At 53.3% G+C, this 26,260-nt stretch carries 20 protein-coding genes and 1 tRNA gene; 18 read left to right on the top strand and 3 right to left on the bottom strand.

Going from position 1 to position 26,260, the window contains the following annotated elements; translation table 11 throughout:
* Nucleotide 1 precedes the first annotated feature (1 nt).
* The 7 genes from ilvD (at nt 2) to NQ534_RS21800 (ending at nt 10,437) form a co-directional block, all read left to right on the top strand.
* On the top strand, nt 2–1,666 hold the full coding sequence (gene ilvD, locus NQ534_RS20205; RefSeq protein WP_006861871.1) for a dihydroxy-acid dehydratase: 1,665 nt from the start codon (nt 2–4) through the stop codon (nt 1,664–1,666).
* 96 nt (nt 1,667–1,762) lie between these two features.
* Nucleotides 1,763–3,433 carry a biosynthetic-type acetolactate synthase large subunit gene (ilvB, locus tag NQ534_RS20200; protein WP_006861872.1) on the top strand — a complete coding sequence of 557 codons (1,671 nt, stop codon included), beginning with the start codon at nt 1,763–1,765 and terminating at the stop codon, nt 3,431–3,433.
* A 249-nt stretch (nt 3,434–3,682) separates the two neighbouring features.
* Nucleotides 3,683–4,765 (top strand): 3-phosphoserine/phosphohydroxythreonine transaminase, encoded by a 1,083-nt coding sequence (serC, locus tag NQ534_RS20195; RefSeq protein WP_006861874.1) that lies wholly within the window; start codon nt 3,683–3,685, stop codon nt 4,763–4,765.
* Nucleotides 4,765–5,928, top strand: coding sequence for a phosphoglycerate dehydrogenase (locus NQ534_RS20190; protein ID WP_006861875.1), 1,164 nt, complete (start codon nt 4,765–4,767; stop codon nt 5,926–5,928). The genes serC and NQ534_RS20190 overlap by 1 nt, the downstream gene beginning before the upstream one ends.
* A gap of 12 nt (nt 5,929–5,940) precedes the next feature.
* Nucleotides 5,941–7,272: a DUF1015 domain-containing protein gene (locus NQ534_RS20185; protein ID WP_006861876.1), complete on the top strand. Its 1,332-nt coding sequence runs from the start codon at nt 5,941–5,943 to the stop codon at nt 7,270–7,272.
* Between the two features lie 30 nt (nt 7,273–7,302).
* Nucleotides 7,303–9,810, top strand: a complete 2,508-nt coding sequence (gene glgB, locus NQ534_RS20180) for a 1,4-alpha-glucan branching protein GlgB (RefSeq protein WP_006861877.1) — start codon at nt 7,303–7,305, stop codon at nt 9,808–9,810.
* A 306-nt stretch (nt 9,811–10,116) separates the two neighbouring features.
* Nucleotides 10,117–10,437, top strand: a complete 321-nt coding sequence (locus NQ534_RS21800; protein ID WP_040783182.1) for a metal-sensing transcriptional repressor — start codon at nt 10,117–10,119, stop codon at nt 10,435–10,437.
* Nucleotides 10,438–10,512: 75 nt separating this feature from the next.
* Here NQ534_RS21800 and NQ534_RS20170 read toward each other — a convergent pair.
* Nucleotides 10,513–10,585, bottom strand: a tRNA-Thr gene (locus tag NQ534_RS20170).
* A gap of 110 nt (nt 10,586–10,695) precedes the next feature.
* On the opposite strand from NQ534_RS20170, the gene gltX reads away from it, so the two are divergent.
* Both gltX and NQ534_RS20160 read left to right on the top strand, forming a co-directional pair.
* Nucleotides 10,696–12,150 (top strand): glutamate--tRNA ligase, encoded by a 1,455-nt coding sequence (gene gltX / locus NQ534_RS20165; RefSeq protein WP_040783089.1) that lies wholly within the window; start codon nt 10,696–10,698, stop codon nt 12,148–12,150.
* Nucleotide 12,151: 1 nt separating this feature from the next.
* A complete protein-coding gene (locus NQ534_RS20160; RefSeq protein ID WP_006861880.1) occupies nt 12,152–13,966 on the top strand; it encodes an ATP-dependent helicase in 1,815 nt (604 codons plus the stop codon).
* A gap of 46 nt (nt 13,967–14,012) precedes the next feature.
* On the opposite strand, the gene NQ534_RS20155 is transcribed toward NQ534_RS20160, so the two are convergent.
* Complete coding sequence (locus NQ534_RS20155; protein WP_006861881.1) at nt 14,013–14,357, bottom strand: DUF1292 domain-containing protein; 345 nt, start codon at nt 14,355–14,357, stop codon at nt 14,013–14,015.
* 274 nt (nt 14,358–14,631) lie between these two features.
* On the opposite strand from NQ534_RS20155, the gene NQ534_RS20150 reads away from it, so the two are divergent.
* Nucleotides 14,632–16,545, top strand: coding sequence for an alpha-amylase family glycosyl hydrolase (locus NQ534_RS20150; protein ID WP_006861882.1), 1,914 nt, complete (start codon nt 14,632–14,634; stop codon nt 16,543–16,545).
* Nucleotides 16,478–17,095 (top strand): DUF5662 family protein, encoded by a 618-nt coding sequence (locus NQ534_RS20145; protein WP_242655343.1) that lies wholly within the window; start codon nt 16,478–16,480, stop codon nt 17,093–17,095. The genes NQ534_RS20150 and NQ534_RS20145 overlap by 68 nt, the downstream gene beginning before the upstream one ends.
* Nucleotides 17,096–17,198: 103 nt before the next feature.
* Here NQ534_RS20145 and NQ534_RS20140 read toward each other — a convergent pair whose 3' ends face one another.
* On the bottom strand, nt 17,199–17,675 hold the full coding sequence (locus NQ534_RS20140; RefSeq protein ID WP_006861884.1) for an S-ribosylhomocysteine lyase: 477 nt from the start codon (nt 17,673–17,675) through the stop codon (nt 17,199–17,201).
* A 258-nt stretch (nt 17,676–17,933) separates the two neighbouring features.
* Between NQ534_RS20140 and trpS the strand changes: the two genes are divergently transcribed.
* From trpS to cobT, 7 genes are all read left to right on the top strand, one after another.
* On the top strand, nt 17,934–18,938 hold the full coding sequence (trpS, locus tag NQ534_RS20135) for a tryptophan--tRNA ligase (RefSeq protein ID WP_006861886.1): 1,005 nt from the start codon (nt 17,934–17,936) through the stop codon (nt 18,936–18,938).
* Nucleotides 18,939–19,092: 154 nt separating this feature from the next.
* Nucleotides 19,093–20,427 carry a magnesium transporter gene (mgtE, locus tag NQ534_RS20130; protein ID WP_040783189.1) on the top strand — a complete coding sequence of 445 codons (1,335 nt, stop codon included), beginning with the start codon at nt 19,093–19,095 and terminating at the stop codon, nt 20,425–20,427.
* A 117-nt stretch (nt 20,428–20,544) separates the two neighbouring features.
* A complete protein-coding gene (cysK, locus tag NQ534_RS20125) occupies nt 20,545–21,480 on the top strand; it encodes a cysteine synthase A (RefSeq protein WP_006861888.1) in 936 nt (311 codons plus the stop codon).
* 61 nt (nt 21,481–21,541) lie between these two features.
* Nucleotides 21,542–22,315 (top strand): stage IV sporulation protein A, encoded by a 774-nt coding sequence (locus tag NQ534_RS20120; protein ID WP_143115690.1) that lies wholly within the window; start codon nt 21,542–21,544, stop codon nt 22,313–22,315.
* 191 nt (nt 22,316–22,506) lie between these two features.
* The gene (locus NQ534_RS20115) at nt 22,507–23,583 is read left to right on the top strand and encodes a cell wall hydrolase (protein WP_006861890.1); all 1,077 of its coding nucleotides are present in this window, start codon (nt 22,507–22,509) and stop codon (nt 23,581–23,583) included.
* Between the two features lie 14 nt (nt 23,584–23,597).
* Nucleotides 23,598–25,043 (top strand): N-acetylmuramoyl-L-alanine amidase family protein, encoded by a 1,446-nt coding sequence (locus NQ534_RS20110; RefSeq protein WP_006861891.1) that lies wholly within the window; start codon nt 23,598–23,600, stop codon nt 25,041–25,043.
* Between the two features lie 162 nt (nt 25,044–25,205).
* Nucleotides 25,206–26,255 carry a nicotinate-nucleotide--dimethylbenzimidazole phosphoribosyltransferase gene (gene cobT / locus NQ534_RS20105; RefSeq protein WP_040783095.1) on the top strand — a complete coding sequence of 350 codons (1,050 nt, stop codon included), beginning with the start codon at nt 25,206–25,208 and terminating at the stop codon, nt 26,253–26,255.
* The last annotated feature ends 5 nt before the right edge of the window (nt 26,256–26,260 follow it).

The following is a 26,260-nucleotide window of genomic DNA, read 5'->3' as shown; positions in this document are numbered from 1 at the left end:
GATGAAAAGTGACGCAGTAAAGAAGGGGATGCAGCAGGCGCCCCACCGTTCCCTGTTCAACGCGCTGGGAATGACGGAGGAGGAAATGAAGCGGCCGCTTGTCGGCATCGTGAATTCATATAATGAGATCGTACCGGGACATATGAACCTCGATAAGATTACCGAGGCGGTAAAGATGGGCGTTGCGCTGGCGGGCGGTGTACCGCGCGAATTTCCGGCGATCGCTGTCTGTGACGGCATTGCGATGGGACATGTCGGCATGAAGTATTCTCTGGTAACGCGCGACCTGATTGCGGATTCCACGGAGTGTATGGCGATCGCGCATCAGTTTGACGCGCTTGTCTGCATTCCGAACTGTGATAAAAACGTGCCGGGACTTCTGATGGCGGCGGCGCGCCTGAATATCCCGACCATTTTTGTGAGCGGCGGACCGATGCTCGCCGGACATGTGAAAGGACAAAAACGCAGCCTTTCCAGCATGTTTGAGGCGGTCGGCTCCTACGCGGCGGGCACGATGACGGAGGAGGACGTCTATGAATTTGAGTGCAAGACCTGTCCGACCTGCGGCTCCTGCTCCGGTATGTATACGGCAAACAGCATGAACTGTCTGACGGAGGCGCTTGGCATGGGGCTTCCGGGCAACGGAACTATCCCGGCGGTATATTCTGAGCGCATCAAGCTGGCAAAGCTTGCCGGCATGAAGGTGATGGAGCTTCTGGAAAAGAATATCCGTCCGCGCGATATCATGACGGAGGAAGCGTTCCACAATGCGCTGACCGTAGATATGGCTCTTGGATGTTCCACAAACAGTATGCTGCATCTTCCGGCAATCGCACACGAGGCGGGCGTAGAGCTGAACGTGGATATCGCCAATGAAATCAGCGCGAGAACGCCGAACCTCTGTCATCTTGCTCCGGCAGGTCCCACCTACATGGAGGATCTGAACGAGGCGGGCGGCGTGTACGCGGTCATGAATGAGCTGGATAAGAAGGGACTTCTGCATACCAATCTGATTACGGTTACCGGAAAGACGGTAAAGGAAAACATCAGCGGCTGCGTAAACCGCAATCCGGAGGTTATCCGTCCGATAGACAATCCGTACAGCCCGACCGGCGGCATCGCCGTGCTGAAGGGCAATCTGGCGCCTGATTCCGGCGTGGTAAAGCGCTCTGCGGTAGTGCCGGAAATGATGGTGCACGAGGGTCCGGCGCGCGTGTTTGACTGCGAGGAGGACGCTATCGAGGCGATTAAAGGCGGCAAAATCGTGGCAGGTGATGTGGTGGTCATCCGTTACGAGGGTCCGAAGGGCGGTCCCGGTATGCGCGAAATGCTGAATCCGACCTCCGCCATCGCGGGCATGGGGCTTGGCTCCTCCGTGGCGCTGATTACGGACGGACGCTTCAGCGGCGCTTCCAGAGGCGCTTCCATCGGGCATGTATCTCCGGAGGCGGCTGTCGGCGGACCGATTGCGTTCGTGGAAGAGGGCGATATTATTAAAATCAATATTCCGGAAAACAAGCTGGAGGTTGCGATCTCCGATGAGGAGATGGCGGCGCGCAGGGCAAAATGGCAGCCGAGAGAGCCGAAGATTACCACCGGTTATCTGGCGCGCTACGCGAAGATGGTAACATCCGGCAACCGCGGAGCCATCCTGGAGCTGAAATAAAGTACGGGACGCCGGAAAACCCGCGGAAGCGCAGCGCGTCAGGCAGGGAATCCGGGCGCTTCAGACGGATTTATGGACAGATAGAGGAGGATTTATATGAAATTAACAGGTTCACAGATTGTAATTGAATGTCTGAAGGAGCAGGGCGTGGATACCGTTTTCGGCTATCCGGGCGGTGCGATTCTGAACATTTATGACGAATTATATAAGCACGGGAAGGAAATCACCCATATTCTGACCTCGCACGAGCAGGGGGCGTCCCACGCGGCGGACGGCTATGCGAGAGCGACCGGAAAGGTGGGCGTCTGCCTTGCGACCTCCGGTCCGGGCGCGACCAACCTGGTAACTGGTATCGCCACCGCGTACATGGATTCCGTTCCGATCGTGGCGATTACGGCGAATGTGGGCGTTCCGCTGCTCGGAAAAGACAGCTTCCAGGAAATCGACATTGCCGGTGTGACAATGCCGATCACGAAGCATAATTATATTGTAAAGGATGTGGCAAAGCTTGCGGATACCATCCGCGACGCGTTCCGCATTGCGGCGGAGGGCAGACCGGGTCCTGTTCTGATCGATATCCCGAAGGACGTGACGGCGGCTGTGACAGAGTACGAAAAGCAGGAGCCGGAGAAAATCGAGCGGAAGACCGATTATATCCGCGAGGCGGACCTTGAGAGCGCGGTAGAGCTGATTAATCACAGCAAACGTCCGTTTGTTCTGGTGGGCGGCGGCGCCGTGATCTCCGACGCGGCTAAGGAGCTGAAGGAGTTTGTGGATAAGGTCCATGCGCCGGTCGGCGATTCGCTGATGGGCAAGGGAGCGTTCGACGGAAGAGACGAGCGCTACACCGGCATGACAGGTATGCACGGAACAAAGTGCTCCAACCTTGGCATCACGAAGTGCGACCTGCTGATTGCCATCGGTATCCGCTTCAGTGACCGCGTGGTCGGCAATGCGAGCCGCTTTGCGAAAAATGCGAAGATTCTGCATATTGATATCGATCCGGCGGAAATCAACAAAAATATCATGGTAGACTGCAGCATCCAGGGAGACGTGCGTGAGGTGCTCCGCCGTCTGAACCCGCGGATAGAGGACCACAACCACGACGAGTGGCTGCAGGAAATCCATGAGATAAAAGAAAAGCATCCGCTTAAATACGAGCACGGAAAGCTGACCGGTCCGGCGGTTGTGGAGGAAATCTATAAGGTGACGGAGGGCGACGCCATTATCGTGACCGATGTCGGACAGCATCAGATGTGGGCGGCACAGTATTATAAATACAAAAAGCCGCACACGCTTTTAACCTCCGGCGGACTTGGCACGATGGGCTACGGTCTTGGTGCCGCCATCGGCGCGAAGATGGGACGCCCGGAAAAGACGGTCATCAACATTGCAGGAGACGGCTGCTTCCGCATGAACATGAACGAGCTGGCTACGGCGGCGCGCTACAACATCCCGATTATCGAGGTGGTTATCAATAACCATGTTCTGGGCATGGTGCGCCAGTGGCAGACACTGTTCTACGACGAGCGCTACTCCGCGACCGTATTAAACGACAGCGTGGACTTTGTGAAGGTTGCCGAGGCGCTGGGAGCCGTTGGCATCTGCGTGCGCAGCATGGAAGAGCTGACACCGGCTCTGGAAAAAGCCATCGCACTTGGCAGACCGGTGCTGATCGACTGCCAGATAGACCAGGACGACAAGGTATTCCCGATGGTACCGGCAGGCGCGCCGATAGAGGAAGCCTTCGACCAGGACGACATGTAGATACCAGGCTTGAAAAGACAGGCGCTGCATGTTTACATGCGGGCGCATGTCCTTGAGAGCCGCGAAAACATGAGAAAGAAGCCCGACAGGGCGGATTTCGAATGTTTTCAGGATTTCGAAAGTGCGGAGCACGGAGAAATCCGTGGTATCGTAGGAATTGCATAAATCCGTGGTATCGTAAGAATTACACATATTTTATGTTTTTCTGGATATATGTAGCTGATTTGAGAGAAGTGAGGAGGAGAAATTATGAGAAGAGTGTACAATTTTTCTGCAGGTCCAGCGGTTCTGCCGGAGGAGGTGCTGCAGGAGGCTGCCGACGAGATGCTGGATTATCGCGGCAGCGGAATGTCTGTGATGGAAATGAGCCACCGCGGGGAGATTTTTGACGGAATCATTAAAGAGGCGGAGCAGGATCTGCGCGATCTGATGCACATTCCCGATAACTATAAGGTTCTGTTTCTGCAGGGCGGCGCTTCGCAGCAGTTCGCCATGATTCCGATGAATCTGATGAAGAATAAGGTGGCGGATTACATTGTCACCGGACAGTGGGCGAAGAAGGCGTACCAGGAGGCGCAGAAATACGGGAAGGCGAATAAAATTGCCTCCTCCGAGGATAAAACCTTTTCTTATATTCCGGACTGCTCCGATTTACCGGTGAGCGAGGATGCGGACTATGTCTACATCTGCGAGAACAATACCATCTACGGCACCAAATTTAAGGAGCTGCCCAACACCAAGGGCAAAACGCTGGTGGCGGACGTTTCCTCCTGCTTTCTTTCTGAGCCGGTGGATGTCACAAAGTATGGCATCATCTACGGCGGCGTCCAGAAAAATATCGGACCGGCGGGCATGGTAATCGTGATTATCCGCGAGGATTTAATCACGGAGGATGTTCTTCCGGGCACACCGACGATGCTTACTTATAAAACACATGCCGATAATAACTCACTTTACAATACGCCGAACAGCTACTGCATCTATATCTGCGGCAAGGTATTCAAGTGGCTGAAGAAGATGGGCGGTCTGGAAGCCATGAAGGAGCGCAACGAGAAAAAGGCGGCGATCCTGTACGACTTTCTGGACAACAGCAGGCTGTTCCACGGAACCGTGGAGAAAAAGGACCGCTCTCTGATGAACGTGCCGTTCGTGACCGGAAATAAAGAGCTGGATGCAAAATTTGTGAAAGAGGCAAAGGCAGCCGGTCTGGAAAACCTGAAGGGACACCGCAGCGTCGGCGGAATGCGCGCCAGCATCTACAACGCCATGCCGCTGGAGGGCGTGGAGGCGCTTGTCGCATTTATGAAGAAATTTGAGGAGGAGAATCTGTAATGTTTCATTATCATTGCTTGAACCCGATTTCACAGGTGGGACTGGACGGCTTCTCCAGCCTTTATGTACAGACAGATAATATAAACGATGCGGACGCCATTCTCGTGCGCAGTGCAGCGATGCACGACCTGGAGCTTCCGGAAAATCTGGAAGCGGTTGCGCGCGCAGGCGCCGGCGTCAACAATATTCCGCTGCAGAAGTATGCGGAACAGGGAATTGTAGTATTTAACACGCCGGGCGCCAATGCAAACGGCGTAAAGGAAGCGGTGCTTGCGGGACTTCTGCTGGCATCAAGAGACATTGTCGGCGGCATCAACTGGGTGCAGTCGGAGCGTCAGAATGACTTGATTGCGAAGGACGCGGAAAAAGAAAAGAAGCGCTTTGCCGGAAATGAAATCATGGGCAAGCGCCTCGGCATCATCGGTCTTGGCGCAATCGGCGTCCTTGTGGCGAACGCCGCCGCCCGCCTTGGCATGGAGGTTTACGGGTACGACCCGTATATTTCTGTGGATGCAGCGTGGAATCTGTCGCGTGATATCCGGCACATCAAAGAGGTGGATGAAATTTATCGCGAATGCGATTACATTACCATCCATGTGCCGCTGATGGACAGCACGCGCAAAATGATTAACAAGGATGCCATCGACAAGATGAAGGACGGCGTGGTGCTTTTGAACTATGCGCGCGATTTGCTGGTGGATGAGGAAGCGGTGGTCGATGCGCTGCGCGCTGGCAAGGTGAAGCGCTATGTCAGCGATTTCCCGAATCCGACGACAGCGGGAGCAAAGGGCTGCATTGTGACGCCGCATATCGGGGCTTCCACGGCGGAATCCGAGGATAACTGCGCGAAAATGGCGGTAAAAGAGCTGATTGACTATCTGGAGCACGGCAATATCCATCATTCGGTGAACTATCCGGAGTGCGACATGGGCATCTGCAGCACGGTGTGCCGGATCGCCATCAATCATCGCAATATCAAAAATATGATCGGACAGTTTGCGTCCGTGCTCGGCGAAGCCGATTTAAACATCGCCAACATGGCGAACCAGAGCAAAGGCGAGTATGCCTACTCCCTCTTTGACCTGGATACGATGGTGACGCCGCAGGTAATTGAGACGCTGAAGAAGATCGACGGTGTGCTGAAGGTACGCGTATTAAAATAGGCGGAGGGAAAAATGGCACAGATTAAACCATTTTACGGAATCCTTCCGAAGCGGGAGCTTGCCTCCCGCATTGCGGCGCTGCCTTACGATGTCTACAGCCGTGCGGAGGCAAAGGCGGAGGTGGAAAGAGAGCCTCTCAGCTTTCTTCGCATCGACCGCGCCGAGACGCAGTTTGACGATGAGACGGATATGTATGCGCCTGAGGTTTATCAGAAAGCGCATGACCTTCTCTGGAAAATGATTTCGGAAGGAAGCTTTGTAAAAGACGGACAATTATGTTATTATATATATGAGCTGGTAATGGATGGGAGAGCGCAGACCGGACTGGTGGCATGCGCCGCCGTGGACGATTACGTAAACGGCGTGATTATGAAGCATGAGAACACCCGCGCCGAAAAGGAGCTGGACCGCATCCGCCACGTCGATGTGTGCGGAGCGCAGACCGGTCCGATCTTTCTGGCGTACCGCAGAAATGAGACGGTCAGCGACTGCCTGCGGAGGGCAAAAGAGCAGGAGCCCATTTTCGACTTCGTGTCGGAGGATGGCATTTCGCACCGGGGCTGGAGAATCTCGGATGAGGCGATGATAAAGACCATCGCGGAAGCGTTTGCGGGAATTTCGCGGATTTATATCGCGGATGGACATCATCGCGCCGCTTCGGCTGTCCGGGTCTCACTGATGCGCCGCGAGGAAGCGAAAAAACGCGGGGAAGCAGCGGACGGCTGTCAGGAATACGATTCCTTCCTGTCGGTGCTCTTTGCCGACGACGAGCTGCGCATTATGGATTACAACCGTGTTGCCGCTGATTTAAACGGCGATACGCCGGAAGCATTTCTGGAGAAGATTGGTCAGAAATGTGAGATCCGGGAAAACACTGTTTTGGAGCATACCTGTGAGGGCGGAATCTGCCGGATGGAGCGGAAGAATCTTCCCTGCAGACCGCAGGAAAAGGGCTGCATGGGCATGTATCTGGACGGAAAATGGTACGAACTGAAGGTGAAGGAGGAATACCGCAGCAGTCATCCGATCGACGGGCTGGATGTTTCCATCCTGCAGAGGGAGATTCTGGAGCCGGTGCTCGGCATCGGGGATCCGACGACGGATGAGCGGATTCATTTTGTCGGCGGGATCCGGGGACTTTCCGATCTGCAGCGGAGGGTGTATACCTATGGAGGGGTGGCGTTTGCCATGTATCCGACCTCTATGGAGGAGCTGTTTGCGGTGGCGGATGAGCATCTTTTGATGCCGCCGAAATCCACCTGGTTCGAGCCGAAGCTGCGCAGCGGACTTTTCATCCATGCCATTGGGGAACGCGCGAAAGAGGGGCAGCCGGTCCCCGGTTAATGCGACCGGACATTTACAGGAGGGTGAATTATGGGAGAAGACAAACTATATGATTTGATGGACTGGGCGCAGATTGAGGCGCTGATTTATTCGGAGGAGGACAATCCGCACGCCATTCTCGGACCGCATCTGACGGACGACGGCGTACTGATTCAGGCGTTTATCCCGACGGCGGACCGCATTATGGTCCAGATTACCGGGAAAAAGGAATCCTATGAAATGACGATGGAGGATGAGGCGGGCTTTTTCGCGGTGCTAATTCCGGGGGATAAGATTCCGAAGTATACGCTGTACGTAATCTTTGATAACGGAACCTCGCTGGAGTATATCGACCCGTATGCGTTCGAGCCGGTGCTGACAAAGCAGGAGACGGCGAAATTCAACGCCGGTATCTGCTACGATATCTATGAAAAGATGGGCGCGCATCCAATGACGGTGCAGGGCATAAAGGGAATTCACTTTGCCGTGTGGGCGCCGAACGCCGTGCGTGTCAGCCTGGTGGGGGATTTTAACCTCTGGGACGGCAGACGTCTTCCCATGAGGCGGCTCTGGGACAGCGGCATTTTTGAGATTTTTGTGCCGGGGATCAGCGTCGGGGAAATGTATAAGTATGAAATCAAGGCGCAGGGCAACATTACGTATCTGAAGGCGGACCCGTATGCCAACGCGGCGCAGCTCCGTCCGGATACCGCGTCCATCGTTGCGGATCTGACGCAGTTTCAGTGGACGGACGACGCCTGGATGAAGCAGAGAAAGAAAACGGATTCCAAGAAGAAGCCGATGGCAATCTATGAAATGCACCTTGCCTCCTGGAAAAAACCGGAGGACCGGGATTTCTACAATTACCGCGAGCTTGCTCCGATGATTGCGGAATATGTGAAGGAAATGGGCTATACGCACATCGAGCTGCTGCCGGTGATGGAGCATCCCTTCGACGGCTCCTGGGGCTATCAGGTGACGGGCTATTACGCTCCGACTGCGCGCTACGGCACGCCGGAGGACTTCATGTATTTTATGAACTATATGCATGAGGCGGGCATCGGCGTGATCCTGGACTGGGTACCGGCGCATTTTCCGCGCGATACCTTCGGGCTTGCCGCCTTTGACGGCACCTGCCTGTATGAGCATCTGGACCCGCGGCAGGGAAGTCATCCGCACTGGGGCACGCTGATCTACAATTACGGCAGACCGGAGGTGAAAAACTTCCTGATTGCCAATGCGCTGTTCTGGGCGGATAAATATCACGCGGACGGCATCCGCATGGACGCAGTCGCTTCCATGCTGTATCTTGACTACGGCAAAAATGACGGCGAGTGGGTTGCCAACATATACGGCGGCAATGAGAATCTGGAAGCGGTGGAGTTTCTGAAGCATTTGAATTCCGTATTCAAAAAGCGTAAGGATGGCGCAATCCTGATTGCAGAGGAATCGACGGCGTGGCCAAAGATCACGGGCGCGCTGGATGACGGCGGTCTTGGCTTTGACTATAAATGGAATATGGGCTGGATGAACGATTTCATCGGCTATATGTCGCTGGATCCGATTTACCGCGCGAGCAATCACGGCGGTCTGACCTTCAGTATGATTTACGCGTACAGCGAGGACTTTATTCTGACGCTGTCCCACGATGAGGTCGTGCACGGCAAATGCTCTCTGATTAACAAGATGCCTGGAGAGACGGAGCAGAAGTTTGCAAACCTGCGCGCGGCATATGGCTATATGATGGCGCATCCGGGCAAGAAGCTGCTTTTTATGGGACAGGAATTTGCCCAGTATAAAGAGTGGAACGAGACGAAGGGACTGGACTGGGAGGACCTGGAGCAGGAACCGAACCGGCAGATGCGCGATTATTATAAGGCGCTGCTGGAGTTCTACAGGACGCATCCGGCGCTCTATGAGCTGGATTACGAGCCGGAGGGATTCACCTGGATCAATGCGATCAATGCAAACGAGAATCTGCTGGTATTTACCAGAAACACGGCGAAAAAGGATGAGACGCTGCTGATTGTCTGCAATTTCTCACCGCTTGTTTATGAAAACCATAAGGTGGGCGTCCCCTGGCCGGGAAAATATAAGGAGATTTTCAACAGCGACCGCACAGAGTTCGGCGGGAAGGGCAATCTGAACCCGCGTGTAAAGCAGTCGAAGAAGGAAGAAGCGGACGGACAGGAAAATTCCATTACCGTGAAGATTCCGCCGATGGGTATCAGTATTTTCTCCTACGCAAAGGCAGATCCGAAGGCGGCTTCCAATAAAGCGGCAAGGGAAAAGAAATCCGCCGGCGAAAAGAAAACAAAAGCGGTTCCGAAAAAGGTATCCCTGAAGGAAGAGCTGATGCAGAAGATGGAGGCGGCGAAGGAACCGGAGGCTGCAAAGCCGCAGAAAGAAACGGTAAAACAGCCGAAAGCGGCCGCGAAGCAGCAGAAGGAATCCGCGGGGCAGCCGAAAGCGGCTGCGAAGCAGCAGAAGGAATCCGCAGGGCAGCCGAAAGAGACTGCGAAGCAGCAGAAACCGGGACAACAAAAAAAGAAAGGCTGAAAAAGTATGAGCGGACAGGGCGAAAAACCCAGAAAGCATACGCACGTTCTGGAAGACGGAACAGTTATTGAGCATACACATGGGGCGGCAGAATCAGCCGCCCCTCACAGCGAAGCGGCTGACGGGCACGCGCACAGTCATGGAAACGATGCGGCGCACACGCACAGCCACGACGGCGCCGGACACAGCCACGACGGCGCCGGACACAGTCACGGCGCAGAGAGCGTGCATACGCACAGTCATGGAAACAGCGTGGCACACACGCACAGCCACGACGGCGCCGGACACAGTCACGGTGCAGAGAGCGTGCATACGCACAGTCACGGCGCAGAGGGCGGGCACGCGCACAGCCACACGCACACGCACGACCCGGAGCATGTGAAATCGGTGCTGAACCGGATTTCCCGCGCTATCGGACATCTGGAATCCATCAAGCGCATGGTGGAGGACGGGCGGGACTGCAGCGAGGTGCTTATCCAGCTCTCGGCGGTGAAAGCGGCAATCAATAACACCGGAAAGGTGATTCTGCAGGATCATATTGCGCACTGTCTGGTGGACGCTGTGGAAACGGGCGACATGGAAACGATAGAGGAGCTGAATAAGGCGATAGACCGCTTCATCAAGTGATGTTAAGAAAAAACATCTGATAGTATGAGGCCGGATGAAAAAGCCGCATGTTTCAGAAAAAACAGCAATAAAAAAAGCTCCTGGCCGGACTCGAACCGGCGACCTACGCATTACGAATGCGTTGCTCTACCAACTGAGCCACAGAAGCTTATATGTGAAGTGCTTCACACAACGGATATTATATACAATCTTTTTAAAATTTGCAAGCATTATTTTCAAAAAAATAAAAATTTGTGAAAAAAGAGGAGATATGAAAAAATGAGTAAAGTAAGAACACGTTTTGCACCAAGCCCGACGGGACGTATGCATGTAGGAAATCTGCGCACAGCACTGTACGCCTACCTGATTGCGAAGCATGAGGGCGGGGATTTTCTGCTGCGCATTGAGGATACCGACCAGGAGCGTTTTGTGGAGGGCGCGCTGGAGATTATTTACCGCACGCTGGAGCATGCGGGCTTAAAGCATGACGAGGGTCCGGATATCGATAAGGGCTACGGACCGTATGTGCAGAGCGAGCGCCAGGCGCAGGGCATTTACCTGGAATATGCGAAAAAACTGATTGAAAAAGGTGAGGCGTATTACTGCTTCTGCGACAAGGAGCGTCTGGAATCCTTAAAGCAGGAGATTGCCGGCAAGGAGATCGTGGTGTATGACAAGCACTGTCTGCATCTGTCAAAAGAGGAGGTCCAGGCGAAGCTGGATGCCGGGGTTCCCTACGTTATCCGTCAGAATGTGCCGAACGAGGGCACGACAAAATTTGAGGACGATATTTACGGAACCATTGAGGTGCCGAACGCCGAGCTGGACGATATGATTCTTATCAAATCCGACGGCTTCCCGACCTACAATTTCGCGAACGTGGTGGACGACCATCTGATGGGAATCACCCATGTCGTGCGCGGAAATGAGTACCTCTCCTCGGCGCCGAAATACAACCGTCTCTATGAGGCGTTCGGCTGGGAAATTCCGGTTTACGTGCACTGCCCGCTGATCACGGACGAAAATCACAAAAAACTCAGCAAGCGCAGCGGTCACTCCTCCTATGAGGATCTGCTGGACCAGGGCTTTCTGTCGGAGGCAATCGTCAATTACGTGGCGCTGCTCGGCTGGTGCCCGTCGGACAACCGCGAAATCTTTTCGCTGGAGGAGCTGGTGGAGGCGTTCGATTATCACCATATGAGCAAATCCCCGGCGGTATTCGATATCAACAAGCTGAAATGGATGAACGGTGAGTATATAAAGGCGATGGATTCCGATAAATTCTATGAAATGGCGCTTCCGTACATGAAGCAGGCCATTACCAGGGACGTGGATTTCCATAAGATTGCGGAAATGGTAAAGACCAGAATCGAGATATTCCCGGATATCCCGGCGCTGATTGACTTTTTTGAAGAAGTGCCGGAGTACGATGCTTCCATGTACACGCACAAGAAAATGAAAACGACACAGGAGACCTCCCTTGCCGTGTTAAAAGAGGTGCTGCCGCTTCTGGAGGCACATGAGGATTACAGTAACGATGCGTTGTATGAGCTGCTGGTGAATTTTGCAAAGGAGAGAGGCTATAAAAACGGTTACGTGATGTGGCCCATCCGCACGGCAATGTCCGGAAAGCAGATGACGCCGGCGGGCGCGACCGAAATCATGGAGATTCTTGGACACGACGAGACGATTTCCCGCATGAAGGCGGCAATCGCAAAACTGGAGCAGGCATAATATGGCTTTGTCAAAAGCGCAAAAAGAAGCAGTAATGCACCGGGAGGGTCCTGCAATCGTTCTGGCAGGACCCGGCTCCGGGAAAACGACCGTTATCACAGAACGAACAAAATATCTGACGCAGCAGTGCGGTATACCACCCATTCATATCCTGGTTGTCACCTTTACGAAAGCGGCAGCGATGGAAATGCAGAAGCGTTTCCTGGCGCTGACAGACAGCAGACAGACACAGGTTCGCTTTGGGACATTTCATTCGCTCTTCTTCGAAATCCTGAAACACGCATATCATTATACAGCGGCAAACATTGCGTCGGAAGAGGAAAAGTACCGCATATTGCGGGAAATCATCTCACCGATGGATATCGGGATAGAGGATGAGGCGGAATTTCTGCACGATACGGCGCGTGAAATCAGCAGGGTAAAAAATGAGCGGATTCCTCTGGAGCATTATTATGCGGCCGGGGTGCCACAGGAGCTGTTCCGAAAGATCTACGGCAGCTACTGCCGCGGCATGGAGCGTGCCGGAAAGCTGGATTACGATGATCTGATGGTATATACCTGGGAGCTTCTCTCTGCCCGCCCGGATATTCTGGAGGGCTGGCGGAAGAGATTCCGCTATATTCTGGTGGATGAATTCCAGGACATTAACCGGCTTCAGTACGATATTATAAAGCTGCTGGCGGCGCCGGAGAACAATCTTTTCGTGGTGGGGGATGACGACCAGTCGATCTATCGCTTCCGGGGTGCGAAGCCGGAGATTATGCTGAATTTCCCAAAGGACTATCCGCAGGCAAGGCAGCTTCTGCTGGACCGCAATTTCCGCTGTCCGGGAAATGTCTGCGACCTTGCCGCGCGTGTAATCAGCAGAAATACGGTGCGCTATGAAAAGAAAATCGAGAAGGTAAAGGCGGACGGGCTTCCGGTGGAAAAGCTTCTTTTCCGGAACCAGGAGCAGGAGAGCCTTGGAATTATCCAGCGCATCCGGCAGGGGCTTGCGCAGGGACGCCGCTATGAGGATTTTGCGGTGTTGTACCGCAGCAATACGGACGCCGGCGTGCTGTCGCAGAAGCTTCTGGAGTATAATGTGCCGTTTAAGATGCGCGATACGCTGCCAAATCTGTTTGAGCACTGGATTTCGCGCCAGGTGATTGCTTATTTAAAGCTCGCTCACGGTGATTACAGCTGCGCCAATGTTCTGAAGATTATCAACAGGCCGAAGCGTTACATCGAGCGGAGCTGTCTGGATACGCAGCAGGTGGATTTTGAGCGCCTGCGCATGTATTATGAGGATAAATACTGGGTAATCCGGCGCATCGATAAGCTGGAGCAGGACCTGGCGGCGCTCGCCCGGATGCAGCCCTATGCGGCGGTGCAGTACATACGCCACGGAATCGGCTATGAGCAATATCTGGAGGAATACGCAGAGTACCGGAAAATAAAGGCGGAGGATCTTTATGAGGTGCTGGACCGGCTGGCGCAGAGCGCAAAAGGCTACGAAACCTGCGAAGCATGGTTCGCCTATATGGAGGAATATTCGGAAATGCTGAAGGAACAGGCAAAAAATGGTGCCCAAAAGCAGGACTGTGTCACGCTCACCACGCTGCACAGCGCAAAGGGACTGGAGTTTCCGTTTGTATTTCTGATTGATGTGAATGAGGGGATTATCCCGTACAAAAAGGCATTGCTTGCCAGTGATGTCGAGGAGGAACGAAGAATGTTTTACGTGGGGATCACACGCGCTTCGGAGCAGCTTACCATCTGCGTTCTGAAAGAAAAATACGGCAAAAGCCTGAAGCCTTCGCCGTTTTTACTGTAGAATAGAGGTACGGAGCAGCCGGCTTTCCCGTGTGTGGTACTGTCGGCTATTCTTCCTCGTCGTCCAGAAGCTCGTCAAATTCCTGCTCATCCAGCATTTCATCGAAAGCGTCCGCTGCAGCCTCGTACTCATCGTCATCCTCGATGTTTTCCAGGGACGGATTGCCGTCTACCTCCGTGTAGCGGTACAAGAACACCTCTCCATCCTCGTTTTCGCCGTTCTCATCCAGCGGAAGCAGCGCGATATACTGTCTTTCGCCCACTTCATAGATCGTCAGAATGGCACATTCCAGCACCTCGTCATTGTCCAGGGTAAGGGTGACCGTTGCCTGTTCGCAGTCCTCGCCGCAGGAGGCGCAGTTTCCGCCGCAATTTACATCATTTTCGCTCATAAGTTTAACCTCTCTTTTTCTTTTATGGGGTGAGTATGACGCCCTACGGACTGCTTCGCGCTCTGCGCCTTCGCTGTCCGTGCATCATGATATACGATATTACCAAAAACTTACGCTAATTGCAAGTAGATAACGCATAAAAATCAGTCTTTATGCCATGCACGGTCTGTTTTTCCATTTTTCTGCATGGCATAACTGTTGCAAAAAATGTTATACAAATGGGTGGAAGTTATGATATACTGATTTTAAGAATGCTTACGGAAAGGATGAGAAAATGTTGCAAGAGAGGCAGAAAATATGGACAGTGGACAGGAGTGCGGCACTTTTCTGTACACCCGGCGCCGTAAAGGAAAAAGATGGGGTCCGGTTTACCGTTGCCGCAGAAAGGGGACAGAAGGCGGAGCTTCTGCTGTACGACAAAAAGAGCGGCGCTCTGATGCAGGAGGAGGCATTTCCCGGTGAGGCGGCAATCGGCGGACTGCGCACCATGAAGGTAAACGCTCTGCCGTGGAAGCAGTATACGTATCAGTTCAGAATCGACGGGGAGACGGCGGGGGACCCGTACGCGACGGTGCTCTGCCCGCAGAAGGAGGAGCCGGAAAGCTGGGAGGATATCCGGTGCGGGATGGCGTTTTCGCCCTACGACTGGAAGGGGGACAAAAAGCCCGGCATCGCCTGGGAGGACGCCGTGATGTATCACCTGCACGTGCGCAATTTTACCAGACATTCCCGGTCAAAGGTGCAGAGCAAGGGTACCTTTAAGGGACTGCAGGAGAAGATACCGTACTTAAAAGAGCTCGGCGTCAACCAGGTGAAGCTGATGCCCGTCTACGAGCCGGCACCGCAGCCATGCCCGAAAAAGGGGCATCCGCAGATGCACATGCCGGCAGCCGGAAAAAATTACTGGGGCTATGGAGCGGGAAATTATTTTGCGCCCAGGCGCAGCTTTGCGGCGGCAGATCCGGTAAAGGAGCTGAAGGACTGCGTGCGCATGTTCCACGAAAACGGCATGGAGGTGCTGCTGGATATGTATTTCACGCCGGAGGTGCCGGTGCGGATGGCGCTGGACTGCCTTACCTTCTGGGTGCGGGAATATCATATCGATGGATTTCATATTATGGGAAAGGAAGATATCTGCCGCTGCCTGGCGGGGGATGCGCTCCTTGCGGGCACAAAGCTGCTGTCGGGCAATATTGCCGGCTGGTATAGTGGCTCTGATAGGAAGACGGGAAAGACGGAACGCTGCTTTGCGGAATGCAATGACGGATTTCTGGTGGACATGCGCCGTCTCTTGAAGGGGGACGAGGGCGTCCTGGATGCGGCGGCGTGGCGCAGCCGCAGAAATTCCGCAGATTTTGGCATCATCAATTATATTACAAACCACGACGGCTTTCCTCTGCAGGACCTGGTGAGCTACGACAGCAAGCATAACGAGGAAAACGGGGAACAGAATAACGACGGCGCTGTCTGCAATTTCAGCTGGAACTGCGGGACGGAGGGTCCATGCAGAAAGCGTGCGGTTCTCGCGCTGCGCAGAAAGCAGGTGCGCAATGCCTTTCTGCTTGTGCTGCTCGCCCAGGGCACGCCCATGCTGCTGGCGGGGGACGAATTCGGTAATTCCCAGGGAGGCAATAACAATCCCTACTGTCTGGACAACCAGGTATCGTGGGTGGACTGGAGCGCGTACCAGAAGAACCGTGACCTGACAGAATTTGTAAAGAAGGCGGTCGCCTTCCGCAGGGAGCATAAGATTCTGCGTCTTCCGGAGGAGCCGCAGATGACGGATTACAGATCCTGCGGATATCCGGACCTCTCTTATCACAGCAGCCGCGCCTGGTACGGCGATTTTTCGTACAACAGCAGGCAGCTCGGCGTTATGCTGTGCGGCAGCTATGCAGGGGATGAAGAGTATCTGTATATCGCGTACAACTTCAATCCGCTTCCGCAGGAATTTGCGCTGCCGAAGCTCCCGAAAGGTTTCCTGTGGCATATCGCCATAGATACTGCCAGGGAGGATGCTTTTCTGGCGGAGCCGGAGCCGCTGAACGGTCCGGAACGGATAAAAGAGTTTCCGGAGAGAACGGTGGTCGTTTTAATCGGAAAGAAGGGAAGGAAGAAGGATGAATCCAATCGGACACTTTTGCACAATCACCGGACACAAGCTTCTGGTGATGGAGCATTGCTTTAAAATCGGACTGTACTGGCAGGGACTGACACACGATTTATCGAAATATATGCCGTCGGAGTTCCTGGTCGGAGCAAAGTATTACCAGGGCACACGCAGCCCGAATAATGCGGAGCGCGAGGATAAGGGCTACTCGGCGGCGTGGCTGCACCACAAAGGAAGAAATAAGCATCATTTTGAATACTGGATCGATTACAGTCTGGAGGATAAGGGTCAGGCGATGGCGGGAATGCGGATGCCGCGCCGCTATGTCGCGGAAATGCTCGCAGACCGGATTGCCGCGTCGAAGGTTTACAACCGGGGAAGCTATACGCAGCACGACCCGCTGGCGTATTTTCTGAAGGGAAAGAGTCATTATATGATGCATCCGAAAACGCAGCAGGAGCTTGAGCACCTGCTGCGGATTCTGGACAAATATGGGGAAAACGCCTGCTTTTCCTATGTGCGCAACGTATACCTCGGCAGACCGAAGCGTATCCGCCGCATGATGCGCAGATTCCGGAAAAAAGGAGCGGCAGCCGTCTCCATAATAAAGGGATATGACAGACCATAACGAATCGCAGGCTTATCTGACGGCACGCATTTTTGTGCGGCAGCCGCCGGATAACCTTAAGAAGGCGTGCGGCAGATAAAGCCGGTCTGCCGGGGCTGCGTCCTCAGATGGGATATTCCAGCCGGTCTGGCGTGATATGCTCAAGAACCTTCAGATAGCGGTCCGCCAGATAGTTTGCCATACCAAGATTGTGGTCGAGGTAGTTTCCGCAGTCCTTTGCCTCTGCTCCCGGTATTTCCCCGCGGAAATCGCGGATAAAGGTGAACATGCCGGTAATCAGCGGAAGGATATCGCGGGAGCTGTAATCCCCGGCGAGCAGAAGATAGCAGCCCGTGCGGCAGCCCATCGGTCCGAAATAAACGACCTTCGGGCCAAATTCGCTGTCGCTGCGCAGATAGGTGGCGCCAAGATGCTCCAGCGTATGGACCTCCGCCGTATTCATGACGGGCTCCTCGTTCGGGGAGGTCATGCGGATGTCGAAGGTGGTGATGACGGTATCCCCGAAGGTGTCTTTCCGCGACACATAGAGACCCGGCTGCAGTTTGATATGGTCAATCGTAAAGCTTGCAATTTTTTCCATGAGAATCTCCTTTTTGAATTTGAATAATATCCTGCGTCAGCCATGCAGACAAAAGACCGCCTGCAAAAGCAGCTTTTGTCTGTAACTGATATTCAGTATGCATGATGCAGATGCAAATGTCAATGATTGACTTTCGGGGATTCAGATGATAAACTACTATTGTTCACGTCAGCCTCAGACATCTGCTGCGACGCAAAGACGGTTCTGTGGGTCCGGGGCGTAAGAACGTGATTCAGAGATAAGGAAGGCGGCATAATTATGATTCAGGATAAAAAGGTATTATTCAGCGGTATGCAGGCGACGGGCAATCTGACGCTCGGCAACTACCTGGGGGCGCTGAAAAACTGGGTAAAATTGAGCGATGAGTACGAGTGCTTTTACTGTGTGGTGGATGAGCACTCCATTACGGTGCGGCAGGACCCGGCGACGCTGAGAAAGCGTGCGCGCGCGCTGCTTACGCTGTATATTGCGGCGGGACTGGACCCGGAGAAAAACTGCATTTACTATCAGTCGCATGTCTCCGCACATGCGGAGCTTGCCTGGATTTTAAACTGCTACACCTATATGGGTGAGCTCAACCGGATGACGCAGTTTAAGGACAAGGCGGCAAAGCACGCGGACAATATCAATGCGGGACTGTTTACCTACCCGGTGCTGATGGCGGCGGACATTCTGCTGTTCCAGGCGGACGTAGTTCCGGTGGGCATCGACCAGAAGCAGCATCTGGAGATTACGCGCGATATCGCGCAGCGCTTTAACAGCATATACGGGGATACCTTTACGATACCGGAGCCGTACATCGGCAAAGCGGGCGCCAAAATCATGAGCCTGCAGAATCCGGAAAAGAAGATGTCCAAGTCGGATGAAAATCCGAACGGCAGCATTTATCTCATGGACGATACGGATACCATCATCCGCAAGTGCAAACGCGCGGTGACGGATTCGGAAGGATGCGTCCGCTACCGCGATGAGCAGCCGGGCGTAAAAAATCTGATCGATATTTACTGCGCCTGCACCGGTAAGCTTCCGTCTGATGTAGAACGGGAGTTTGACGGAAAGGGCTATGGCGAGCTGAAGATGGCAGTCGGCGAGGCGGTTGCCGCACAGCTTGCACCGCTGCAGTCGGAGGTGGCGCGCCTGGAAAAGGATAAGGCGTATATCGATGGCGTTATTAAAAATAACGCGGAAAAAGCGGCGTATTTTGCAAATAAAACGCTGCGGAAGGTACAGCGGAAGGTCGGTTTCCCGGACCGTATACGATAGAAGAGAATAAGGCAGCGCTTTCCCGGCAATACTACCGGGGAGAGACCTGCCGGACAGGGAAAGGAAAGGCAGGTGAGCGCAATGGACGCAGGTGGCAGTTACCCTTCTTTGGAGGACCGATTATGCAATTTCATAAAGAGAAGGGAGAATGGATATGGACAGAGAAATTTTCGAAGGACTGCTGTCTGCGCGGGAGTTCAAGGCAGTGAGAAGCATTCTCAATGTCATGAACGCCGTGGACATTGCGGTTCTTCTGTCAGAACTGGAGGATAAGGAGCTGGTGCTGGCATTCCGTCTGATTCCGAAGGATAAGGCGGCGGATGTGTTCGCAAACATGGACGGAAACCAGCAGTCCGACCTGGTAGAAATGTTTACAGAGCGGGAGCTGAAGGTTATTCTGGATGAGCTGTTTATGGATGATACCGTAGACCTTCTGGAGGACCTTCCCGCCAATCTGGTCACCCGCATTCTGGAGGCGGTGGACCCGGAAAAGAGAAATAAAATCAATGTGCTGCTGAATTATCCGGACGACAGCGCCGGCAGCATTATGACGACGGAATACGTCGACCTGCGCAAGCACACGACGGTCGCGCAGGCGCTGATGCATATCAAGCGCGTCGGCATTCATAAAGAGACGATTTATACCTGCTACATTCTGGAGCACCGCAGGCTGGTCGGCATCGTGACGGCAAAGGACCTGCTCACGATGGATGACGATATTACGATGGAAGAGATTATGGAAACGGAGATCAAATCCGTTTCCACGCACACCGACCAGGAGGAGGTCGTGCAGCTTTTCCGCAAATATGACCTGCTGGCGCTGCCGGTGGTCGACGCGGATAATCTGATGGTCGGCATCGTTACTGTCGATGACGCAATCGACGTCATGGTTGACGAGGTGACGGAGGATATCAGCAAGATGGCGGCTGTCAATCCGTCCGAGGAATCCTACTTCGATACGTCTGTTTTCCAGCACGCAAAAAACCGTGTGCCGTGGCTGCTGTTTCTGATGCTGTCCTCCACGGTGACGGGAATTCTGATCACCAACTATGAAAAAGCGTTCGAGGCGGTGCCGCTTCTGGTTTCCTTTATCCCGATGCTGATGGGCACCGGCGGAAACTGCGGCTCCCAGAGCTCCGCGCTGATTATCCGCGGGATTGCGCTGGATGAGATTCATTTTAAGGATATATTCCGGGCAATGTTCAAGGAATTCCGCGTATCGATCGTGGTCGGCGTTATTCTGGCGATTGCCAATGGTATCCGCATTCTGATTATGTATCAGGATCCGCTCATTGCCGTTGTCGTGGGCTGTTCGCTGATTGTGACGATTATAATTTCCAAGCTTATCGGCTGTGTCCTGCCGCTGCTTGCCCAGAAAATCAATATCGACCCGGCGATCGTCTCGGCGCCGATTATCTCCACGCTGGTGGACACCTGCTCGATTCTGGTATTTTTCAATATAGCAACCATGATACTGCCGCAGCTTTAACGCTGCGGCTTTCTTTTTTTAAAAAAACTATTGACAAACAGAGAAAATGTGGTAAACTGTCATTAATAACATAGTAATCAAGTAGGAAATATAGGAAAAGAAAGAGAGGAAAAAATTATGGGAAACGTTTATCAGGGAACACTTGGACTTATCGGCGGCACACCGCTGGTGGAGGCGGTAAATCTGGAGAAGAAGCATCAGCTTGCGGCGCGCGTTCTGGTAAAGCTGGAATATTTTAATCCGGCAGGCAGTGTGAAAGACCGCGTGGCAAAGTCGATGATTGAGAGCGCGGAGGCGGAGGGAAAGCTGAAACCGGGCGCGGTTATCATAGAGCCGACATCGGGAAATACCGGAATCGGACTGGCGGCAATCGCGGCGGTAAAGGGCTACCGCATTATCCTCACCATGCCGGAGACGATGAGCGTGGAGCGCAGAAATATCCTGAAAGCTTACGGGGCGGAAATCGTGCTTACCGAAGGTTCCAGAGGCATGAAGGGCGCCATTGAGAAGGCGAAGGAGCTGGCGGCGGAAATAGAGAACAGCTTTATTCCGGGACAGTTTGAGAATCCGGCAAATCCGCGGATTCACCGGGAAACCACGGGTCCGGAAATCTGGAATGATACGGACGGCGCGGTGGACATTTTCGTGGCGGGCGTCGGCACCGGCGGCACCATCACCGGCGTCGGGGAATATTTAAAGAGCAAAAAGCCGCAGGTAAAGATAGTGGCTGTAGAACCGGCCGCCTCACCGGTACTTTCCGAGGGCAAGGGCGGACCGCACAAGATTCAGGGAATCGGCGCCGGGTTTGTGCCGGATGTGCTGAATACCTCCATTTATGACGAGATTATCAAGGTGGAAAACGACGATGCCTTTGCGGCGGCAAAGGAGCTTGGTAAGACCGAGGGTGTTCTGACCGGAATCTCCTCCGGAGCGGCACTTTATGCGGCGCTGCAGCTCGCAAAGCGCCCGGAAAACAAAGGAAAGACCATTGTAGCTCTGCTTCCGGACTCCGGCGACCGCTATTACTCAACACCGCTGTTTGTGGAAAACTGATTTGTCATAGTCTGATACTCCCTTACATATACTGGAACAGTACAGGTAAGGGGGTATTTTTTTGAAGCTTGGTCGATTGGAATTGTACATACCCAAATGGGTGGAAATGCTTCCGCCGGAGCATCCGGTGAAGGAAGGGCTTGTAAATATTACAAAGGAGCTGATGCAGGAGGAGCCCGACAGTGAGACGCTGGGAACAGATGGACTGGCGAAAATCCGGGCGCTGGAATTTGTGGAAAAAGCGGGGCTGGAGAGCGGCGGCGGGGAGGACGGAAGCGCGCGCATCCGCGTGGATGTGGACGACGTCTGGTATTACCGGATGCTGAGTGAGCTCGCTGGCGTGGAGATTGCAGGAGAGTACCAGCTTATTTCTATGGTAAAAGAGCTGTCTGCGCTGAAAACGGAGTATGAACAGGCACGGGAGGCGCTGGCGTCCGTGCGGAATACCGGATACGGGGTGATTACGCCGCGGCAGAACGAGATCCGCATGGAGGAGCCGGTCGTTATCCGCCAGGGAAACAAATTCGGCGTAAAGCTGAAGGCAGTCAGTCCGTCCATCCATCTGATACGGGCGGAGATAGAGACGGAGATTTCCCCGATCGTCGGAAGCGAGCAGCAGGCACAGGATCTGATCGCCTATATCAGGGAATCAGCGCAGAACGGGGACGGTATCTGGGATACCAATATTTTCGGAAAATCCATCGAGCAGATGACAGAGGACGGCATCCGCGGGAAGCTCTCGCAGATTACGGAGGAGGGCAGGCAGAAGCTGCAGCAGGTGATGCAGAGAATCGTCAATGAAAACAGCGGCGGGTTTATCTGCATCATTATCTGAAACAGAGGGACAGTTTGTACACAAAAAAGGCGGTCAGTCCGCTTTTTTTGTGCGCAATTCTGCCCTGTTTTTGTGCAATATAGAGAAAGTATTGCAGAAAGTTGACAAAACAGAGGGGGAATGTTATAGTAAGAACATATATTTAATATTTTTGTAACAAAATATATGGGAGAGGATTCTTAAAGTCAGTTATGAAAAAGAAACGGACAGTGTTTTTTGTGCTGACGGTTCTTCTTTGCGTATTGTCCTTTTCCGCGGTGTGCAGTGCGGGGTGGAAACAATCCGGGGAAAAGACACGCTATTACGATACAAAAAAGAAGACCTATGTAAAAAACAGCTGGAAGAAAATCGGCGGGAAATGGTACTACTTTGATAAAAAAGGGTACCTGAAGACCGGGCGTTTCCAGGTGGACGGCAAATATTACTATGTAAAGCGTTCCACCGGGAAGGTGTGCAGCAGGCAGGTCGGAAGCTATTATTATAATAAAGACGGCGTGATGGTAAAGAACCGCTGGGTAAAAATAAAAAAGCATTATTTTTACTTTGGGGCAAACGGAAAGCTGAAGACCGGAAAATTTACCGTCTCCGGAAAGACGTATTACTGCACAAAGAGCAGCGGGCGCGTCACCAGCAAACGTGTGGGAGACTATTATTATAATTCCAGAGGCGAAATGGTGAAAAACCGCTGGGTGAAAAATTATTATTATGGAAGCAGCGGAAAAGCGAAGTACGGCGTATTTACGGTCAGCGGAAAGACCTATTGCTGTATCAGATCATCCGGCAAAGTGGTAAACCGGTGGTATGAGAAGCATTTTTACGACGCGGACGGCGTGCTGGCGACCTGCCAGTGGATTGGCAGCGGCAGCAACAAATGCTACGTGGACGAAACCGGAACGATTATAAAAGGAAATAAAAATCCCAAGGACCCTCCGTCCGAGGCGGATATCCGCCTGCTTGCCGCCATCACCTATCTGGAAGCGGGGAACCAGTCCTACCGAGGAAAGGTCGCGGTGGCAAGCGTTGTGATCAACCGCCTGGAGAGCAAAAAATTTCCGAACACCTTAAAAAGTGTGATTTACCAGAGCGGGCAGTTTACGCCCGCCATGAACGGGTCGCTCACGAAGCTTTATTACAGCAAAAAAAGCATCCAGAAGGAATGCGTGAAGGCTGCAAAAGAGGTGCTCACGGAGGGCTCGAAGCTGAAGGGCTATTATTATTTTAATATTTATTATGGAAAGCTGAAAATAGGAGACCACTGGTTTAGCTGAGAAGGGAGAATTGTATGAAAAAGAGAGGATTGTATGTTATTGTAATGCTGTTTGCTTTTTTGCTGCTGGCGGGGGTTCCGCTTGGCGCAGAGGCGGCTACCTATAAGTGGGTGAAGGTTGGCAAAAACGGGGACATGCAGTGTTATAAAAACGGAAAGACTCTGGTGAAAAACCGCTGGGTGGGGGACCGTCATCTGAACACAAACGGCTATATGGACCGCAACACCTGGGTGAAAAAGAGGGAAAACGGCGTAGTGAAGCGCGTTTTCGTGCGGGACGACGGACGCCTGGTGAAAAACTTTAAGGAGGGCTTCCAGAAAATCGGAAGCAGGTACTATTACTATACTTCCGCCGGTGTCATGCTGAAATCGAAGTGGATTACAGTTCCTTTGATTGGAAAGTATTATGTAAATAAAAACGGCTACCGGCTGACCGGGCTGCGGAAAATGCCGGACGGCTATCATTATTTTGCTTCGAACGGCGTATGCCAGTATGGCTGGAAGACCATTAACGGCAAAAAGTATTATTTCCAGAAAAGCAAGAACGGTCTTGCCCTTGCAAATGGCATCTACAAGCTGGGCAGCGGCAAATCCTACTGCTTTGACAGCAACGGTGTGCTGCAGACCGGCTGGCAGAAAGTGGACGGCAAATGGTATTATTTTGATAAGTACATGAAAACCGGCTGGCTGACAGTGAAGGGAAAGAAATATTATCTGTCCGAGAGCACCGGCGAGCGCGTGAGCGGCATCTATTCCATCGACGGAAAGCTTTACTGCTTTAAGCCGTCCACCGGCGTCATGGTGACAAGTAAGACTGTTACCTGGAAGGGACGGAAATACATAGCGGGTGCGAACGGGGAGTGTACGCTGGTACCGGATACCACCGCCACGCCGTCCAGCGACATGCTGTTTTTCCTTACGTTTGAATCGGGGTCCCTGGCGTACAACCAGACCGGCGGGGATAACGGCAGCGCCTGCGGCGCCTACCAGTTTGATTATCGCTACGCCCTGCTTCCGTTTGTAAAATATGCGTATTCGCAGAATGCGCAGCTCTGCGCGGAGTTTAAGACCTACGCCGGGCTGTCCAGCGGAACAAAGCTGAAAAGCAACAAAAACTTCTACAAGGCATGGAATACTATCTATGCCAGAAATCCGGCGCTGTTTGCGGAGCTGCAGGACCAGTTTGCGAAGGTGAATTATTATGACCCGGTAGAGACAACGCTGGCGGGAGCGGGCATCAACATTGCCACGCGCTCCGATGTGGTGAAGGGAGCGGTATACAGCTACTCCATCCAGCACGGACAGACTTCGGCGGTGAACGCCGTTAAGGCAATCAAAGTCACCGACGAAATGTCGGACAAGACGTTCCTCAAAAAGCTTTACAGCTACCGTATCAAGCAGTTCCCGGCATATAAGATGCGATATTCCGCGGAATATTCGCTGGCGGTATCAAAATTATAGGATTACTTTTTTATGGAAGAGTGGAAGGCGCCAGGCTTTCCATTCTTCTGCGTCTGGCGTTAAATCCCGCAAAGCGAGATTCTTTTGTTGACACGATTTGCCTGATTTTTTATAATGAATAAGATGTTTGATTTTGTGAGAAAGGAAAACAGGCGTATAACGATGAGAGAATGGTTAGAAGAATACAGGGCAGAGCGGCTAGATGAAGGGGCGATGGAGCTTTGCCGGAAGAAATGGGACAGCATCGCGAAGCCTCTGCACAGCCTTGGTATGCTGGAGGATTATCTGGTGCAGATTGCCGGAATCAGCGGCAGCGCAAACATTTCGCTGGAGAAAAAGGGACTGATTGTGATGTGTGCCGATAACGGCGTGGTGGAGGAGGGCGTCACCCAGACAGGGCAGGAGGTCACTGCCATTGTGACGGACAACTTCCTTACCGGGCAGGCGACGGCGGCGGTACTCTGCAAAAAAGCGGGCGCGGATATTTTCCCGGTCGATATCGGGGTGGCGTCGGATACCTGCGCGCTGAACCGGAAGGTTGCCTACGGCACAAAAAATATTGCCAGAGAATGGGCAATGACACGCAAGCAGGCGCTTCAGGCGCTGAAGACCGGTTGCGATATGGTGGGCGAGCTGGCGGCGAAGGGCTACCGGATTCTTGCCACCGGAGAGATGGGAATCGGAAATACAACGACCAGCAGCGCGCTGGCGTGCGCCTATCTGCACCAGGAGCCGGAAAAAATGACAGGGCGCGGAGCAGGGCTCTCCAGCGCCGGTCTGGAAAAGAAAATACAGGTGATAAAAAAGGCGCTGGAGCTGCATCTGCCGAAATGCCGGGATGCAGTGGATGTGCTGGCGGCGGTCGGCGGGCTGGATATTGCCGGACTTGCCGGAGTATTTCTCGGCGGGGCAAAATATCGCGTGCCGATTGTGATTGACGGATTTATTTCTGCGGTTGCGGCGCTGACAGCGGTGCAGATCTGCAAAGAGTGCCGTGACTTTATGCTTGCCTCCCACATATCGAAGGAGCCGGCGACGCGGCTTGTGCTGGAGACGCTCTCCCTGGAGGCGGCGCTTCACTGCAATATGTGTCTTGGAGAGGGCACCGGAGCAGTTACGCTGTTCCCGCTGCTGGACATGGCGTGCGAGGTGTATCAGAAAATGAGTACCTTCGATGATATTTCTGTGGAGGCGTATCAGCCGCTTACATAGCATAC

The sequence above is a fragment of the Marvinbryantia formatexigens DSM 14469 genome, from assembly GCF_025148285.1.
GTDB lineage: Bacteria > Bacillota > Clostridia > Lachnospirales > Lachnospiraceae > Marvinbryantia > Marvinbryantia formatexigens.
The sequence above is the reverse complement of the archived record's forward strand: the minus strand, read 5'-3'. Positions and strand labels throughout refer to the sequence as shown.

Bases quoted from the DNA above. Each gene is read 5' to 3' on its own strand.
- ilvD (WP_006861871.1), top strand. From the start codon at position 2: ATGAAAAGTGACGCAGTAAAGAAGGGGATGCAGCAGGCGCCCCACCGT.
- ilvB (WP_006861872.1), top strand. From the start codon at position 1,763: ATGAAATTAACAGGTTCACAGATTGTAATTGAATGTCTGAAGGAGCAG.
- serC (WP_006861874.1), top strand. From the start codon at position 3,683: ATGAGAAGAGTGTACAATTTTTCTGCAGGTCCAGCGGTTCTGCCGGAG.
- NQ534_RS20190 (WP_006861875.1), top strand. From the start codon at position 4,765: ATGTTTCATTATCATTGCTTGAACCCGATTTCACAGGTGGGACTGGAC.
- NQ534_RS20185 (WP_006861876.1), top strand. From the start codon at position 5,941: ATGGCACAGATTAAACCATTTTACGGAATCCTTCCGAAGCGGGAGCTT.
- glgB (WP_006861877.1), top strand. From the start codon at position 7,303: ATGGGAGAAGACAAACTATATGATTTGATGGACTGGGCGCAGATTGAG.
- gltX (WP_040783089.1), top strand. From the start codon at position 10,696: ATGAGTAAAGTAAGAACACGTTTTGCACCAAGCCCGACGGGACGTATG.
- NQ534_RS20160 (WP_006861880.1), top strand. From the start codon at position 12,152: ATGGCTTTGTCAAAAGCGCAAAAAGAAGCAGTAATGCACCGGGAGGGT.
- NQ534_RS20155 (WP_006861881.1), bottom strand. From the start codon at position 14,357: ATGAGCGAAAATGATGTAAATTGCGGCGGAAACTGCGCCTCCTGCGGC.
- NQ534_RS20150 (WP_006861882.1), top strand. From the start codon at position 14,632: ATGTTGCAAGAGAGGCAGAAAATATGGACAGTGGACAGGAGTGCGGCA.
- NQ534_RS20145 (WP_242655343.1), top strand. From the start codon at position 16,478: ATGAATCCAATCGGACACTTTTGCACAATCACCGGACACAAGCTTCTG.
- NQ534_RS20140 (WP_006861884.1), bottom strand. From the start codon at position 17,675: ATGGAAAAAATTGCAAGCTTTACGATTGACCATATCAAACTGCAGCCG.
- trpS (WP_006861886.1), top strand. From the start codon at position 17,934: ATGATTCAGGATAAAAAGGTATTATTCAGCGGTATGCAGGCGACGGGC.
- mgtE (WP_040783189.1), top strand. From the start codon at position 19,093: ATGGACAGAGAAATTTTCGAAGGACTGCTGTCTGCGCGGGAGTTCAAG.
- cysK (WP_006861888.1), top strand. From the start codon at position 20,545: ATGGGAAACGTTTATCAGGGAACACTTGGACTTATCGGCGGCACACCG.
- NQ534_RS20115 (WP_006861890.1), top strand. From the start codon at position 22,507: ATGAAAAAGAAACGGACAGTGTTTTTTGTGCTGACGGTTCTTCTTTGC.
- NQ534_RS20110 (WP_006861891.1), top strand. From the start codon at position 23,598: ATGAAAAAGAGAGGATTGTATGTTATTGTAATGCTGTTTGCTTTTTTG.
- cobT (WP_040783095.1), top strand. From the start codon at position 25,206: ATGAGAGAATGGTTAGAAGAATACAGGGCAGAGCGGCTAGATGAAGGG.